The 14616-nt window shown below is 70.3% G+C and carries 13 protein-coding genes; 9 read left to right on the top strand and 4 right to left on the bottom strand.

All coding sequences use genetic code 11. The features are described 5' to 3' along the window. The 5 genes from ACT54X_RS22505 to ACT54X_RS22525 all read left to right on the top strand — a co-directional run bounded on the left by ACT54X_RS22505 (position 1) and on the right by ACT54X_RS22525 (position 6325). Positions 1-1044: an SPFH domain-containing protein gene (locus ACT54X_RS22505; RefSeq protein ID WP_294366696.1), complete on the top strand. Its 1044-nt coding sequence runs from the start codon at positions 1-3 to the stop codon at positions 1042-1044. A 21-nt stretch (positions 1045-1065) separates the two neighbouring features. Further along, positions 1066-2559, top strand: a complete 1494-nt coding sequence (locus ACT54X_RS22510) for a DUF4178 domain-containing protein (protein ID WP_294366698.1) — start codon at positions 1066-1068, stop codon at positions 2557-2559. A 40-nt stretch (positions 2560-2599) separates the two neighbouring features. Next, positions 2600-2821 carry a DUF350 domain-containing protein gene (locus tag ACT54X_RS22515; RefSeq protein WP_294366700.1) on the top strand — a complete coding sequence of 74 codons (222 nt, stop codon included), beginning with the start codon at positions 2600-2602 and terminating at the stop codon, positions 2819-2821. Between the two features lie 331 nt (positions 2822-3152). Next, the gene (locus tag ACT54X_RS22520; protein ID WP_476348714.1) at positions 3153-4700 is read left to right on the top strand and encodes a polyamine aminopropyltransferase; all 1548 of its coding nucleotides are present in this window, start codon (positions 3153-3155) and stop codon (positions 4698-4700) included. Further along, positions 4676-6325, top strand: coding sequence for an FAD-dependent oxidoreductase (locus ACT54X_RS22525; protein ID WP_476348716.1), 1650 nt, complete (start codon positions 4676-4678; stop codon positions 6323-6325). Before ACT54X_RS22520 ends, ACT54X_RS22525 begins: the two co-directional genes overlap by 25 nt. Positions 6326-6443: 118 nt before the next feature. Here the strand turns inward: ACT54X_RS22525 and ACT54X_RS22530 are convergent, their stop codons facing one another. From ACT54X_RS22530 to ACT54X_RS22545, 4 genes are all read right to left on the bottom strand, one after another. Further along, on the bottom strand, positions 6444-8123 hold the full coding sequence (locus ACT54X_RS22530; RefSeq protein ID WP_476348718.1) for a GMC family oxidoreductase: 1680 nt from the start codon (positions 8121-8123) through the stop codon (positions 6444-6446). 63 nt (positions 8124-8186) lie between these two features. Continuing rightward, a complete protein-coding gene (locus ACT54X_RS22535; RefSeq protein WP_476348720.1) occupies positions 8187-8489 on the bottom strand; it encodes a type II toxin-antitoxin system RelE/ParE family toxin in 303 nt (100 codons plus the stop codon). After that, a complete protein-coding gene (locus tag ACT54X_RS22540; protein WP_476348722.1) occupies positions 8486-8818 on the bottom strand; it encodes a hypothetical protein in 333 nt (110 codons plus the stop codon). Before ACT54X_RS22540 ends, ACT54X_RS22535 begins: the two co-directional genes overlap by 4 nt. Before the next feature lie 59 nt (positions 8819-8877). Beyond that, the gene (locus ACT54X_RS22545) at positions 8878-10395 is read right to left on the bottom strand and encodes a CoA-acylating methylmalonate-semialdehyde dehydrogenase (RefSeq protein WP_476348724.1); all 1518 of its coding nucleotides are present in this window, start codon (positions 10393-10395) and stop codon (positions 8878-8880) included. 111 nt (positions 10396-10506) lie between these two features. Here ACT54X_RS22545 and ACT54X_RS22550 point away from each other — a divergent pair, with 111 nt between their 5' ends. The 4 genes from ACT54X_RS22550 (at position 10507) to ACT54X_RS22565 (ending at position 14567) form a co-directional block, all read left to right on the top strand. Further along, entirely contained in the window at positions 10507-11469 is a 963-nt protein-coding gene (locus ACT54X_RS22550) for a LysR family transcriptional regulator (protein WP_476348726.1), read from the top strand. A gap of 175 nt (positions 11470-11644) precedes the next feature. Next, the gene (locus tag ACT54X_RS22555) at positions 11645-12796 is read left to right on the top strand and encodes an MlaE family ABC transporter permease (protein WP_294366716.1); all 1152 of its coding nucleotides are present in this window, start codon (positions 11645-11647) and stop codon (positions 12794-12796) included. Beyond that, positions 12793-13584, top strand: coding sequence for an ABC transporter ATP-binding protein (locus ACT54X_RS22560; RefSeq protein ID WP_304304806.1), 792 nt, complete (start codon positions 12793-12795; stop codon positions 13582-13584). The genes ACT54X_RS22555 and ACT54X_RS22560 overlap by 4 nt, the downstream gene beginning before the upstream one ends. A 17-nt stretch (positions 13585-13601) precedes the next feature. Further along, positions 13602-14567: an MlaD family protein gene (locus ACT54X_RS22565; protein WP_294366720.1), complete on the top strand. Its 966-nt coding sequence runs from the start codon at positions 13602-13604 to the stop codon at positions 14565-14567. Positions 14568-14616: the final 49 nt, after the last annotated feature.

Raw genomic sequence — 14616 nt, forward strand, 5'->3', positions numbered from 1 at the left:
ATGGCACTGATGGATTTCATCAAGAAACAGTTCATCGACGTCATCCAATGGACGGAGGAGGGCGACGGCACGCTCGCCTGGCGCTTCCCGATGGCGGGCATGGAGATCCAGAACGGCGCCTCGCTCACGGTGCGCGAGTCGCAGATGGCCGTCTTCGTCAACGAGGGCACGGTGGCCGATGTCTTCGGCCCCGGCATGTACAAGCTGACGACACAGACGCTGCCGGTGCTGACCTATCTGAAGAATTGGGACAAGCTCTTCGAGTCGCCCTTCAAGAGCGACGTGTACTTCTTCAGCACCCGCCAGCAGGTGGACCAGAAGTGGGGCACGCCCCAGCCCATCACCATCCGCGACAAGGACTTCGGCGCCGTGCGGCTGCGGGCCTTCGGCAACTACAGCTACCGGGTGGCCGACCCCAAGCTCTTCCACACCGAGATCTCCGGCACGCGCGAGCGCTACACGGTGGCCGACCTCGACGGCCAACTGCGTGGGCTGGTGCTGCAGAACATCAGCAACGCCATCGCTGCGAGTGGCGTGCCCTTCCTGGATCTGGCGGCCAACCAGAACCAGTTCGCGCAGGCGCTGGCCGCGCAGCTCGCCCCCGAGTTCGCCAAGATCGGCCTGCGCCTGGACGTGATGACGCTGCAGAACCTGTCGCTGCCCGAGGAGCTGCAGAAGGTCCTCGACCAGAAGATCGGCATGGGCATGGTCGGCAACGACATGGGCAAGTTCATGCAGTACCAGGCGGGTCAGGCCATCCCGGTCTTCGCCGAGAACAGCGGCCATGGCGGCGGCGTGGCTGGCGATGCCATGGGCCTGGGCGCGGGTGTCGCGCTGGGGCAGGTGATGGCCAACACGCTGGCGCAGGGCCTGCAGCAGCCGGCCCAGGCGCCTGCTGCCGCAGCGGCCGCTGCGGCGCCGACCGTCAGCCCCGCCGAGGTGATGTCCACCCTCGAGAAGCTGGCCGAGCTCAAGACCAAGGGCATCCTGACCCAGGAAGAGTTCGACGCCAAGAAGACCGAACTGCTGAAAAAGCTGACGTGATCCGCGCCGCACGCTCCCGCCATGGCTGAGGCCGGCGGCACCCAGCGCCACTATCGCGCACCCTGTCCGGGCTGCGGCGCGCCGGTCGAGTTCCGATCGGCGCAGTCGGTCTATGCCGTCTGCCCCTACTGCCAGAGCACGGTCGTCCGCCGGGGCGAGCAACTGGCGCGCGTGGGCAAGATGGCCGAGCTGTTCGAGGACTTCAGTCCGCTGCAGCTCTTTGCCGCCGGCCACCTGCAGAACCAGCCCTTCACCCTGGTCGGCCGGCTGCAGTACGCCTATGCCGGCGGCCGCTGGACCGAATGGATCGCCCAGCTCGACGGCGAGCGCCAGGGCACGCTGAGCGAGGACAACGGCAGCTACGTCTTCTCGTTGCCCTACGCGCTGACGCAGGAGGCGCCGCCCGCCGACGCCCTGCGTGTGGGGATGACGACGGCCATCAACGGCCAGTCGTACACGGTGGCCTCCAACGAGGAGGCGGCGCTGCTTTCGGCCCAGGGCGAACTGCCGCGGCTGCCCGAGCTAGGCCGGCCCTTCCGCGTGGTCGAGTTGCGCAACGACCGGGGACTGGTGCTCAGTCTGGAGTACGGCAGCCAGCCGCCCACGGCCTGGCTGGGCCGACAGGTGGCATTGGCCGACCTGCAGCTCACCGGCCTGCGCAGCGAATCCGGCAAGGAAGAGCAAGGCCGCGCCTTCAACTGCCCGAACTGCGGCGCGCCGGTGACGGTGCAGTTGGAGGGCAGCAAGAGCGTCACCTGCGGCAGCTGCAAGAGCCTGATTGACCTGAGTGCCGGCATCGGCGCGGAGCTGAAGTACGCGGTGCAGGACGAGCCGGTGAAGCCGCTGATCGCGCTGGGCAGCACAGGCCGGCTGGAGGGCAGCGACTGGCAGGTGGTGGGATTCCAGCACCGCATGGGCCGCTCGCTGGGCGAGGACGAGCAGTTCGGCTGGAGCGAATACCTGCTCTACAACCGGCAGAAGGGCTTCTGCTTCCTGGTGGACGCCGAGGACGGCTGGAGCCTGGTGCGGCCGACCACCGGCGCGCCGGTGGTGTCGGGCGGCGGCGCCAGCGCGCGCTACCTGGGCACCACCTACCGCCAGCAGTACAGCTACGACGCCGAGACCACCTACGTGGCCGGCGAGTTCTACTGGCGCGTGGAGCGCGGCCAGCGCACCAGCAACCGCGACTACGCGGGCCCCAAGGGCGCGGTGCTGTCGCTGGAGCGGGCCGACAAGGAGCTGACCTGGTCGCTCGGCAACCGGCTGGACGGCGCGGCCGTGGCCCAGGCCTTCAAGCTCGATGCGCGCAAGGACCAGTTCAAGCGGGCCGATGCGGCCCCGCTGAGCGCGGCCTCGGGCCTCGGCTGCGGGACGATCATCCTGATCGTGGTGGTCGTGATCATCCTGCTCTTGATCCTGTCGACCTGCAGCAGTGGCTCGGGCTCCTCGGGCAGCGGCTGGCGCAGCACGGGCGGCTCTTACGGCGGCTATTCCAGCGGAGGCGGCCACAAGTAGGTGGCGCCTTTCCCTTCTTCATCCTCTTGCGGAGAGACACATGGCGAAATTCGAATGGCTCCATCCCGTGTCCATCGCGGGCACCCTGCTGTATGCACTGATCGGCATCATCGTGTTCTGGGTCGCCTTCATCGTCATCGACAAAATCACTCCCTACGACCTGTGGGCCGAGATCGTCGAGAAGCAGAACCGGGCGCTGGCGCTGGTGGTGGCGGCGATGTGCCTGGGCATTTCCATCATCGTCGCGGCTGCTATTCATTGAGCCCCCCGGCTTTTCACGCCGCTGCGCGACGTGTAACGCCACCCCCCGAGGGGGAGGCGCGGCCGCCTTGGGGCGGCCCGGCGGCGGCCGCATCGAGCCCCCCGGCTTTTCACGCCGCTGCGCGGCGTGTAACGCCATCCCCGGAGGGGGAGGCGTGGCCGCCTTGGGGCGGCCCGGTGGCAGCCGCATCGAGCCCCCCGGCTTTTCACGCCGCTGCGCTGCGTGTAACGCCACCCCCCGAGGGGGAGGCACGGCCGCCTTGGGACGGCCCGGCGGCGGCCGCGTCGAGCCCTCTCGCGTCGGGTGTTCGCTGCGCTGACGGGGGCGGGGCATGACGGCGGAGGCGCGCGCGCCCTCGCCAGTGGCGGTGTCGCTGCTGGCCAGCGTCTTCGTGGTGGCGGCCTGCGGGCTGGTGTACGAGCTCAGCGCGGCGGCGCTCAGCTCCTATGTGCTGGGCGACTCGGTGCTGCAGTTCTCCACGGTGATCGGCGCCTATCTGTTCGCAATGGGGGTCGGCTCCTGGTTGTCGCGCTATTTCGAGCGGCAGCTGCCCGCGCATTTCCTGCGCATCGAACTGCTGGTGGCGCTGGTGGGCGGGTGCCTGCCGGCGGTGCTCTTCCTGGCCAATGCCTATGTGCCCGGCGCCTTCCGCCTGCTGTTGTACGGCGGCGTGCTGGTGGTGGGCACGCTGGTGGGGCTGGAGATTCCGCTGGTCATGCGCATCCTGCGGCGCGACATCCAGCTCAAGGACCTGGTCTCGCAGGTGCTCACCTTCGACTATCTCGGTGCGCTTGCCGTGTCGGTGGCCTTTCCGCTGGTGCTGGTGCCGCAGTTGGGCATGGTGCGCACGGGGCTGCTGTTCGGGCTGATGAACGCGGCCGTGGGGCTGTGGGCGCTGTGGCTGTTCCGGCACGAGCTGCGGCGCTTCGGCGCGCATGCGATGGCTTGCGTGCTGACGCTGGCCGCGCTGGCGGGCGCCTTCGTGGGGGCGGAGCGCATCAGCAGCCTGGCGGAAGACAAGCTCTACCAGGAACGCATCGTCTTCGCCGCCAGCTCGCCCTACCAGCGCATCGTGGTCACGCGCGGCAATGCGGGCCACCGGCTCTTCCTCAACGGCAACCTGCAGTTCGCCGAGCGTGACGAATATCGCTACCACGAGGCGCTGGTGCATCCGGCCATGGCGGCCCAGGGCGCCCCGCGCCGGGTGGCCGTGCTGGGCGGCGGCGACGGCATGGCGGTGCGCGAGATCCTCAAGTACCCCTCGGTCGAGCAGGTCACGCTGGTCGAGCTGGACCCGAACATGACGGCCCTGTTCCGCGACCATGCGCAGCTGGCCGCGCTCAACGGCCATTCGCTGCGCTCACCCAAGCTGCGCATCGTCAACACCGACGCCTTCCAGTGGCTGCAGCAAGCCCCTGTGACCGGCGACGACGGCTTCTACGACGTGATCGTGGTGGACTTTCCCGACCCCACCAACTTCGCCATCGGCAAGCTCTACACGCAGAGCTTCTATGCATTGCTGGGCCAGCGCCTGTCGGCCAGCGGCTATGCGGTGGTGCAGACCACCTCGCCGCTGGTGGCGCGGCGCAGCTTCTGGACGGTGGTGCAGACCATCGAGGCCGCCGGCCTCACGGCCACGCCGTACCACGCGCACGTGCCCAGCTTCGGCGAATGGGGCTATGTGATCGCCAGCCGGCGCCCCTGGCGCATGCCGACGGCGCTGCCCGAGGGCCTGCGCTTCCTGTCGTCGGCGACGCTGCCGCTGCTGTTCGACTTTCCGCGTGACATGGCGCGCGTGCCGGCCGAGGTCAACCGGCTGTCGAACCAGGTGCTGGTGCATACCTACGAGCAGGAATGGGGCAAGGTCAGCGGCCATTGAACGGCGCCCGCCGGCGCTTCGTCGGTGCCTCTGCTGCCGGCGCGGCGGCGGTCGCCTTGCCGGCTTGGTTGGTGGGCTGTGGCCGCGTGGCGCCAACGCTGGAGGGCGGCTTCACGGGCATCGACATGGCGCGCGGCCATGCCTTGCGCGATGGCCGCTGGGCGGCGCAGCCGGTGGCGAAGGAGCGTCGCACCCACGTGCTGATCGTCGGCGGCGGTGTCGCCGGCCTGGCGGCGGCCCGCGCTTTGCGCCTGGCCGGCATCGACGACTTCGCCCTGCTCGAACTGGAGGACGAGGCCGGCGGGAATGCCCGAGGCGGCCAGGTCGGCGGCCTGGCCTGCCCGCTGGGCGCGCACTACCTGCCGGTGCCGGGCGACGAGGCGCGTGAGGTGCAGGACCTGCTGGAAGAGCTGGGCCTGCGCCGCCGAGAGGCGGGCCGCTGGGTCTACGAAGAGCGGCACCTGTGCCACAGCCCGCAGGAGCGGTTGTTCTTCCAGGGCGAGTGGCAGGACGGCCTGCTGCCGTTGAACGGAGTAGGCGCGGACACGCTGGCGCAATACCGCCGCTTCGCGCAGAAGGTCGAGGCGCTGCGCCGCGCGACGCATTTCGCCATCCCCACGCTGCGGGCCGCGCCATCGGCGCTGCTGGCCGATCTGGACCGGTTGAGCTTCGCCGCCTGGCTCGAGGCCGAGGGCTTGGATGACCCGCAACTGCGCTGGTACCTCGGCTACTGCTGCCGCGACGACTACGGCGCAGGCTTGGCGCAGGTCTCGGCCTGGGCGGGTCTGCACTACTTCGCCAGCCGCCACGGCTTCCATGCGCCGGGCGATGGCCTCGATGCCGAGCGCGAGGCCGTGCTGACCTGGCCCGAGGGCAATGCCTGGCTCACGCGCCGCCTGGCCGCGCCGCTGGCAGGGCGCCTGCAGACCGGCCAGGTGGTGCTGCGCATCGAGCAGACGCGCAGCGGCGTGGCGGTCGATGTCTGGGACGCGGCGGCGCAGCAGCGCGTGCGCTGGCAGGCCGCGCAGTGCATTGTTGCGCTGCCGGTCTTCGTTGCGGCGCGCGTGGTGGCGTCGCCGCCGGCCTTCCTGTCGGAACTCGCGGCCGGCCTGAGGTATTCGCCCTGGCTGGTGGCCAACCTGCACCTGTCCTTGCCGCTGCGCGACCGGCCAGGCGCGGCGCCCAGCTGGGACAACGTGGTCTATGGCACGCGCGGCCTGGGCTATGTGGATGCGGGGCATCAGCGGCTGGACCCGACGCCCGCGCCCACGGTGCTGAGCTGGTACCGCCCGCTGGGGCCGAGCGAGTTTGATCGCGAGGACGGGCGCCGCCTGCTGGCCGAGCGTCCATGGGAGGCGTGGCGCGACGAACTGATGGCCGAGCTGTCCGTGCCGCATCCCGACCTGGCCGAGCGCGCAACGCGGCTGGCCATCACCCGTTACGGCCATGCGATGGCGGTGCCGGCGCCGGGGCTGCAGGCGCGTCTGGCGCAAGGCGCGCCGGGCGGCTCGGCGCAGGCCGGCCGGCTGCACTTCGCGCATGCGGACTGGTCGGGCTATTCGATCTTCGAGGAGGCCTTCACCCGCGGGCATCTGGCGGGCGAGGCGGCGGCGCGCGCGGCCTGAGGGTCGACACGGCCGGCGGTGCCTCGGTGGCGGCCGCATCGCCGTTTTGGCGCGCCCGGCGGGGCACGCTCGCCCGCAGCCCCTGACACGAGCGGGCGGAGCGCGGCTGCTCTCCCGCTCAGGCGCGCGCCGCCTCGCGCACCCAGCCTGCCGCCTTCTCCGCAATCATCAGCGTTGGGCTGTTGGTGTTGCCGCTCGTGATGGTGGGCATGGCGCTCGCATCCACCACTCGTAAGCCATCGATGCGCCCACCGCGGCCGTCGCGCACGCGCAGGCGCGAATCCAGCACCGCCTGCGGGTCCCCATCGGCGCCCATGCGCGCCGTGCCCACCGGATGGAAGATGGTCGTCGCGATGTCGCCGGCCAAGCGGGCCAGGTCCTCGTCGCTCTCGTACTGCGGGCCCGGCTTCCATTCCTGCGGCTGGTAGCGCGACAGGGCGGGCTGGGCGGCGATGCGGCGCGTGACGCGCAGCGAGTCGGCCGCCACCTGCCGGTCCTCGTCGGTGGAGAGGTAGTTGGGCGCGATGGCGGGGGCATCCTCGAAGCGCGGGCTCTTCAGTCGCACCGTGCCGCGGCTGGTGGGGTTGAGGTTGCACACGCTGGCCGTGAAGGCCGGAAAGCTGTGCAGCGGATCGCCGAAGGCGTCCAGCGACAGCGGCTGCACGTGGTACTGGATGTTGGGCCAGGGCCGGTCGGGCGTGCTGCGGGTGAAGGCGCCCAGCTGCGAGGGCGCCATGCTCATGGGGCCGCTGCGACGCAGCACGTATTCCAGGCCGATGCGCGCCTTGCCCACCAGGCTGGATGCCAGCACGTTCAGCGTCGGCGCGCCGTTGATCTTGAACACGGCGCGGATCTGCAGGTGGTCCTGCAGGTTGGCGCCGACGCCAGGCAGGTCGGCCTGCACCTCGATGCCCTGCGCGCGCAGCAACTCGGCCGGGCCGATGCCCGACAGTTGCAGGATCTGCGGCGAGCCGATGGCGCCGGCGCACAGGATCACCTCGCGCGTGGCGTGCACCTCCACCATCTCGCGGCCATTCCACACCCGTGCGCCGGTGCAGCGCCGGCCGCCCTCGGGCGTGGATTCGAGCAGCAGCCGAGCCACCTGGGCGCCGGTCCACAGCTCGAAGTTGGACCGCCCGAAGCAGGTCGGTCGCAGGAAGGCCTTGGCCGTGTTCCAGCGCCAGCCGGCCTTCTGGTTGACCTGGAAGTAGCCCACGCCTTCGTTGCTGCCGCGGTTGAAGTCGGTGGAGTGCGGGATGCCAGCCTCCTGCGCGGCCTGCGCGAAGGCATCGAGGATGTCCCAGCGCAGCCGCTGCTTCTCGACTCGCCATTCGCCGCCGTGGCCGTGGAAGCGGGCGAACTCCGGGTCATCCGCGCCGGGCTGGCCGGCGTCGCCCAGGTAGTGGTCCTCGTGGCGCTTGAAGGCGGGCAGGACGTCGTCCCAACGCCAGGCGTCGTCGCCGGTGATCTGGGCCCAGCCGTCGTAGTCGCGGGCCTGGCCGCGCATGTAGATCATGCCGTTGATGCTGGAGCAGCCGCCCAGTGTCTTGCCACGCGGGTAGCGCAGCACGCGGCCGTTGAGGCCGGCGTCAGGCTCGGTCTGGTAGAGCCAGTCGGTGCGCGGGTTGCCGATGCAGTAGAGGTAGCCGACCGGAATATGGATCCAGTGGTAGTCGTCCTTGCGGCCGGCCTCCAGCAGCAGCACGCGCTTGCCGCGATCGGCGCTCAGGCGGTTGGCCATCAGTGCGCCGGCGGTGCCGGCGCCGATGACGATGTAGTCGAAGGTGGTGTCGCTCACGGGTTGTCTCCTGGGCCTCTGTCGGGCCTTGTGCGGGTGGCGGGAAGGAATTGGATGGGGCCGCTACAGATCGCCCGGGTGGTAACCGGATTCGTGCTGGTGGCGGATGGCCAGGACTTCGGCCCAGGCCTCGTCGGCGCTGACGCGATAAAGGGTCACATAGCCCGAGCGCCCGCGATGAATCACCAGTTCGCGACAGCGTTGCGGTGCTGGACGGCCGATTCGTGGCTGGTGTTCAAGTACAAGCAGGGCGTCGACGATCACATCCACCGTGTCGTCGGCGGCTTCGATGTCAGTGGGGGAGAGAAATTCGGTGAGGCGGTCCAGGTCGAGCCTGGCGCGCGGCGAGACCGTCAGGCGCGTCATGCAGCCGACTTGGCCTTCGAGGCCGCAGCCTTGGCGCCGCGGCCTCGCACGGGAACCGGTTCAGGCACCGACTCGCCCGTCGAGCGGGCACGGATGCGCGCCTTGAGCCAAGCGCGGACATCCTCAGCGTCATACACCGGCCCGCCGGCATCGATCTCCGCAGCCGCCGCCATCGCATCCGCCAAAAACTCGGCGCGCTGCTGGCGCCGCCGGACTTCGTCCTGCAGGGTCCGCAGCATGAAGGCATGTGCCGAGACTTGGTCCTGCTCGGCAAACTGCTGGATCGTCTGCTTGAGGTCCTCAGGCAGCTTCAAGGAGGTGGTTCCCATCGCGTTTTCCAATCGATCTCAATCGGGTAACACCATGGTAGCACCGCCTTCCGCTGGCCTTACTTGGCCGTGGGCATCACGAACTCGGCGCCCTTGCCGATGCTCTCCGGCCAGCGCTGCATGATCGACTTCTGCTTCGTGTAGAAGCGCACGCCCTCTTCGCCATAGGCATGCATGTCGCCGAAGAGCGAGCGCTTCCATCCGCCGAAGCCCTGCCAGGCCATGGGCACCGGGATCGGCACGTTGATGCCGACCATGCCGACCTGGATGCGGCGGCCGAATTCGCGCGCCACGTTGCCGTCGCGGGTGAAGCAGGCCACGCCGTTGCCGAATTCGTGGGCGTTGATCAGGTCGACGGCCTCGGCCAGGTCCTTGACGCGCAGGCAGCCCAGCACCGGTCCGAAGATCTCTTCCTTGTAGATGCGCATCTCGGGCGTGACATGGTCGAACAGCGTGCCGCCCAGCCAGAAGCCGCCGTCGCAGCCCTCGCCGGCCTTCTTGCCGTCGAAGCCGCGGCCGTCCACCAGCAGCTTGGCGCCTTCCTGCTCACCCAGAGCGATGTAGCCGCTGATGCGCTCGTGGGCTGCCTTGGTCACGATCGGGCCCATCTCGGCATCGAGGTTCTCGCCGTCGAGCACCTTGAGCGTCTTGGTGCGCTCGACCAGCTTGGGAATCAGCTTGTCGGCCACGTCGCCCACCAGCACCGCCACGCTGATGGCCATGCAGCGCTCGCCGGCCGAGCCGTAGCCGGCGCCGATCAGCGCGTCCACCGCCTGGTCGATGTCGGCGTCGGGCATCACCACCATGTGGTTCTTGGCGCCGCCCAGGGCCTGCACGCGCTTGCCGTGGCGGGCGCCGGTCTCGTAGATGTAGTTGGCGATGGGCGTGGAGCCGACGAAGCTCACGGCCTTGACGTCGGGGTGCGTCAGCAGCGCGTCCACGGCTACCTTGTCGCCCTGCACCACGTTGAACACGCCGTCGGGCAGGCCGGCCTCCTTCAGCAGCTCGGCGATGCGCAGCGAGGGGCTCGGGTCGGTCGGGCTGGGCTTGAGCACGAAGGTGTTGCCGGCGGCAATGGCCACCGGGAACATCCACATCGGCACCATCACCGGGAAGTTGAAGGGGGTGATGCCGGCGACCACGCCCAGGGGCTGGCGCAGGGTCCAGTTGTCGATGCCGGTGGAGACCTGCTCGGTGAAGTCGCCCTTGAGCAGCTGCGGGATGCCGCAGGCGAATTCCACGATGTCGATGCCGCGCGTGACCTCGCCCTGCGCGTCGGTGAACACCTTGCCGTGCTCGGCGGTGATCAGGTGGGCCAGTTCGTCGCGGTGCTGGTTCAGCAGCTCCAGGAACTTGAACATCACCCGCGCGCGGCGGATCGGCGGCGTGTCGGCCCACTTCGGAAAGGCGGCCTGAGCCGCGGCCACGGCCGCATTGACCTGGTCCACGTCGGCCAGACCGGTGCGGCCGGTCAGTGCGCCAGTGGCAGGGTTGAACACGTCCTGGGTGCGGCCGGAGGTGTTGGCCACGACCTGGCCGTGGATGTAGTGGTCGATGGCGGCGATGCTGTTCTTCATCGGGGTCCCGTGGGTGGAAGGAGGAAAGTGGCGGGCAGTCTAGGACTGCGTTTGCGCGACGCCTAGGCGCGGCGGTTGAACTGATTGTTCAAATGCCTGAACAATGAGGCCATGGATCATTCGAAGATCGAAGGCCTGTGGGCCCATGTGCACTGGCTGACCGTGCTGGCCGAGCAGGGCAGCTACACCGCCGCGGCCCGCCGCCTGGGCGTGAGCAAGGCCGGCATGAGTCAGCGCATCGCCGAGCTGGAGCGCGAGGCCGGCGTGCCCCTGGTGCAGCGCACCACCCGCAGCGTGCGCCTCACCGAGGCCGGCCAGCGGCTGGTGGAGGAAACGCGCACCGCCTTCGACGCCATCGCCCAGAGCTTTGCCGGCGTGCGCGACATGGCCGGCGTACCGCGCGGCCGCCTGCGGGTGACGGCGCCCGTGGCGCTGGCGCGGCAGCAACTGGTGCCCCGGCTGGCCGACTTCCTGCGCGCCCATCCCGAGGTTCGCATCGAACTGGAACTGTCCGACCGCCTGAGCGCCCTGGCCATGGAGGGCTTCGACCTCGCCATCCGACACAGCGCCGCGCCGCCCGATACGCACGTGGCCTGGCCCCTGTGCCCCACTCGCAGCCTGCTGGTGGCCAGCCGCGCCTACCTGCGCCGGCGCGGCGAGCCCGTCGCGCCGACAGACCTGGCCGGCCATGACTGCCTCTACTACCCGCGCCAGGACCAGCCGGCCTGGCATTTCCTGCCCCGACCGGCGGCGGCCGGCACCGAGCGCATCACGGTGCCGGTGGCCGGCCCCTTTGCGGCCAACAACAGCGAGGCCCTGCGCGACGCTGCCGCCGCGGGCCTGGGCATCGCGCTCCTGCCCGACTTCAGCGCCCAGGAGGGCCTGCGCAGCGGCCGGCTGGTGGAGGTGCTGCCTGCCTGGCAGCCGGTGGGTGCCTTCGCGGAGCAGCTGTTCGCCATCCGCCCCTACGCGCCGCATGTGCCGCGTGCGGTCGCGGCCTTCGTCGCCTGGCTTCGGGGGGCCTTTGCGGACGGCTTCTCGGTGCACGCACCGCCGGCGCCATCGTCGGTTTGAGGGAAGCGCCGGGCGGGCGCGGTCGGCCTGTCCGCCGGTCGCTGTGCCAGGGTTTGTGGGAGTGGCCCCACTGCCGATCGCGCCCCGTGCGGTCAAGCGTCAGTGGCGGGTCAGCGGGTAGCATTCGCCGGTTGCCCGCCGCCGGCCGGTCCACGGTCGGGCACACCGCCAACGAATGCCCTCCTCCCATATCCAGCTTCCAAGCGACGACGCATGGCCGCGCGTGGACCGCGCCCAGGCCGAGGAGCATGGACCGTGGGCGCCCACGGGGCGGTGGACGGTGCTGGCCTTCTCCTCGCGCGAGCAGTGGCTGGCGCTGGAGCGTTGCCTCGACGAGGCAGCCGGCACGGGCGGCGGCTGGGATCTGCGCGGCATCGAGCAGCTCGACCATGTCGGCGCCCAGTTGCTTTGGAACCACTGGGGCCGCCAGTGGCCGGCGCAGCTCCAGCTCAGCGATTCGCAGAAGGCCGTGCTCGACCAAGTGGCGCAGTACACCGTGCCGCTGCCCCCGCCCGCCGCGCAGGGCTGGGCCGCCTGGCCGGCGCGCCTGCTGGCGCAGGGCCCGGCGCTGCTGCGCCTGGGCCGCCAGACCCTGTTGCTGGTCGGCCAGCTGGCGCTGGACCTGCTGCGGCTGGTACGCGCGCCGCAGCGCGGACCCTGGCGCGACTTCTCGGGCCATCTCTACCGCATCGGCGCCACGGCCCTGCCGATCACCGCGCTGGTCGGCCTGCTGATCGGCGTGGTGCTGGCCTACCTGATGTCGAACCAGCTGCGCAACTACGGTGCCGAGTCGTTCGTGGTGAACATCCTGGGCCTGTCCATCCTTCGCGAACTGGGTCCGGTGCTGGCAGCGGTGTTGGTCGCCGGCCGCTCCGGCTCCGCCATCACGGCGCAGATCGGCGTCATGCGCGTGACCGAAGAGCTGGACGCCATGCGCGTCATGGGCATTCCGCCCGGCTACCGCCTGGTCATGCCGCGCGTGCTGGCTCTGGCCGTGGTGATGCCGCTGGTGGCGCTTTGGACCTCGCTGTCGGCGCTGGCGGGCGGCATGGTCGCCGCCTGGTCGGCGCTGGACATTGCCCCGGTGTTCTTCATGCAGCAGCTCCCGCGCGCGGTGCCCTTCGTCAACCTGTACATCGCGCTGGCCAAGTCGGCGGTCTTCGGCGTGATGATTGCCCTCATCGCCTGCCACCATGGCCTGCGGGTGGAGCCCAACACCGAGAGCCTGGGTCGGCGCACCACCGCCTCGGTGGTGGCGGCGATCACCATGGTCATCCTGGTCGACGCGCTGTTCGCGCTGCTGTTCCGCGGGGTGGGCTTCCGATGATCGATCGCCTGCATGAGCGCGACAGCGTGGTCGAGATCCGCGGCCTGTGGACGGAATTCCCACGCGGGCGCGGCCAGGTGCAGGTGGTGCACCGCGACCTGGATCTGGACATCCGGCGCGGCGAGATCCTCTCGCTGGTGGGCGGCTCGGGCACCGGCAAGACGGTGCTGCTGCGGCAGATCCTGGGCCTGCAGGCGCCCACGCGTGGCACGGTGCGGGTGCTGGGCGCGCCGCCCGCGGAGTTGAGTGCGCGCGGCGCCGCTGCCGTGGGCATGCTGTTCCAGCATGGGGCGCTGTTTTCGGCCTTCAGCGTGCTGGAAAACATTGCCTTCCCGCTGCGCGAACTCAAGCTGCTGCCCGACGAGCTGATCCGCGATGCGGCCCTGGTCAAGCTGCAGATGGTGGGCCTGGGCCCCGAGCATGCGCACAAGATGCCGGCCAACCTCTCGGGCGGCATGATCAAGCGCGTGGCCCTGGCGCGCGCGCTCATCATGGACCCGCCGCTGCTGCTGCTCGACGAGCCCACCGCCGGGCTGGACCCCGCCGCGTCCGACAGCTTCTGCGAGCTGCTGCGCGGCCTGCACCGCGAGCTGGGCCTGACGGTGGTGATGGTCACCCACGACCTCGACACGCTGTTCGACCTGTCCACCCGCATCGCCGTGCTGGCCGACCAGCGCGTGATCGCCCTGGGCAGCGCCCGCGAGGTGATGGCGGTGGACCATCCCTTCATCCGCGAGTACTTCCTGGGCGGACGCGGCCATCGCGCCGCGCTCGCCCTGCCATCCTGAACGGGAAGAGGAACACCATGGAAAACAAGTCCCATGCCCTGGCCGCCGGTGCCTTCGTCTTCGGCATGCTGGCCCTGCTGGTGGCGCTGGTGCTCTGGTTCACCCGCGACAGCACGGTGCGCAACACCTACGAGCTGAGCACGCGCGACGCGGTCAGCGGCCTGCAGCCGCAGGCGGCGGTGCGCTACCGCGGCATCATGGTCGGCAAGGTGGCGAGCATCGACTTCGACCCCGACAAGCGCGGCAACGTGCGGGTGCGCCTGGCCATCGACGAGCGGGTGCCGCTCACGAAGTCCACCTTCGCCAGCCTGAGCTACCAGGGCGTGACGGGCTTGGCGTTCGTGGCGCTGGACGACAAGGGCGAATCGCAGGAGCCGCTGCTGCCCAACAACGACGACCCGCCGCAGATCCCGCTGCGCCCGTCCATGTTCTCGCAGCTGCAGGGCCGCGGCGAGGCGATCCTGAACCAGGTGGAAGAGGCCACGCGCCGCGCCAACGCCCTGCTGAGCGACCAGAACCAGCAGCGCATCGCCCAGGCGCTGGAGAACATCGCGCAGGTCACGGCCCATGCCAACGACCTCACCCGCACGCTCGACCAGACCCTGCGCACGCGGGTCGATCCGGCGCTGGCCGCCATCCCGCCGCTGGCGCAGACCGTGCGCGGCACCGCGCAGAACTTCGGCCAGGCGGCGCAGTCGCTCAACGCCACGCTGCAGCGCCTCAATGCCGAGGACGGCGCGCTGGCCCGACTGGGCAGCGGCACGGCCGCGCTGCAGCAGACGCTGGAGTCGGTCAATGCCACCACGTTGCCTCGCCTGAACCGCGCGGCCGACGACACCTCGCTGGCGGCACGCCGTCTCGGCCGCGTGGCCGACACCATTGCCGACAGCCCGCAATCGCTGATCTATGGCACGGGCGTGCCGGCGCCCGGCCCGGGCGAGCCCGGCTTCGTGGCGCCGGTGCCTGCGGCGGCCGGCCGCTGATGCGAAGGAGCGTTTCCATGTCCCGCCCGATCCACCGTCGTTCCCTGTC

Source organism: Pseudacidovorax sp. DMC4 (assembly GCF_056314265.1).

Coding starts and splice junctions, on each gene's coding strand:
- ACT54X_RS22510 (WP_294366698.1), top strand. CDS start 1,066: ATGGCTGAGGCCGGCGGCACCCAGCGCCACTATCGCGCACCCTGTCCG.
- ACT54X_RS22550 (WP_476348726.1), top strand. CDS start 10,507: ATGGATCATTCGAAGATCGAAGGCCTGTGGGCCCATGTGCACTGGCTG.
- ACT54X_RS22565 (WP_294366720.1), top strand. CDS start 13,602: ATGGAAAACAAGTCCCATGCCCTGGCCGCCGGTGCCTTCGTCTTCGGC.
- ACT54X_RS22540 (WP_476348722.1), bottom strand. CDS start 8,818: ATGGGAACCACCTCCTTGAAGCTGCCTGAGGACCTCAAGCAGACGATC.
- ACT54X_RS22520 (WP_476348714.1), top strand. CDS start 3,153: ATGACGGCGGAGGCGCGCGCGCCCTCGCCAGTGGCGGTGTCGCTGCTG.
- ACT54X_RS22505 (WP_294366696.1), top strand. CDS start 1: ATGGCACTGATGGATTTCATCAAGAAACAGTTCATCGACGTCATCCAA.
- ACT54X_RS22560 (WP_304304806.1), top strand. CDS start 12,793: ATGATCGATCGCCTGCATGAGCGCGACAGCGTGGTCGAGATCCGCGGC.
- ACT54X_RS22555 (WP_294366716.1), top strand. CDS start 11,645: ATGCCCTCCTCCCATATCCAGCTTCCAAGCGACGACGCATGGCCGCGC.
- ACT54X_RS22545 (WP_476348724.1), bottom strand. CDS start 10,395: ATGAAGAACAGCATCGCCGCCATCGACCACTACATCCACGGCCAGGTC.
- ACT54X_RS22535 (WP_476348720.1), bottom strand. CDS start 8,489: ATGACGCGCCTGACGGTCTCGCCGCGCGCCAGGCTCGACCTGGACCGC.
- ACT54X_RS22515 (WP_294366700.1), top strand. CDS start 2,600: ATGGCGAAATTCGAATGGCTCCATCCCGTGTCCATCGCGGGCACCCTG.
- ACT54X_RS22525 (WP_476348716.1), top strand. CDS start 4,676: ATGGGGCAAGGTCAGCGGCCATTGAACGGCGCCCGCCGGCGCTTCGTC.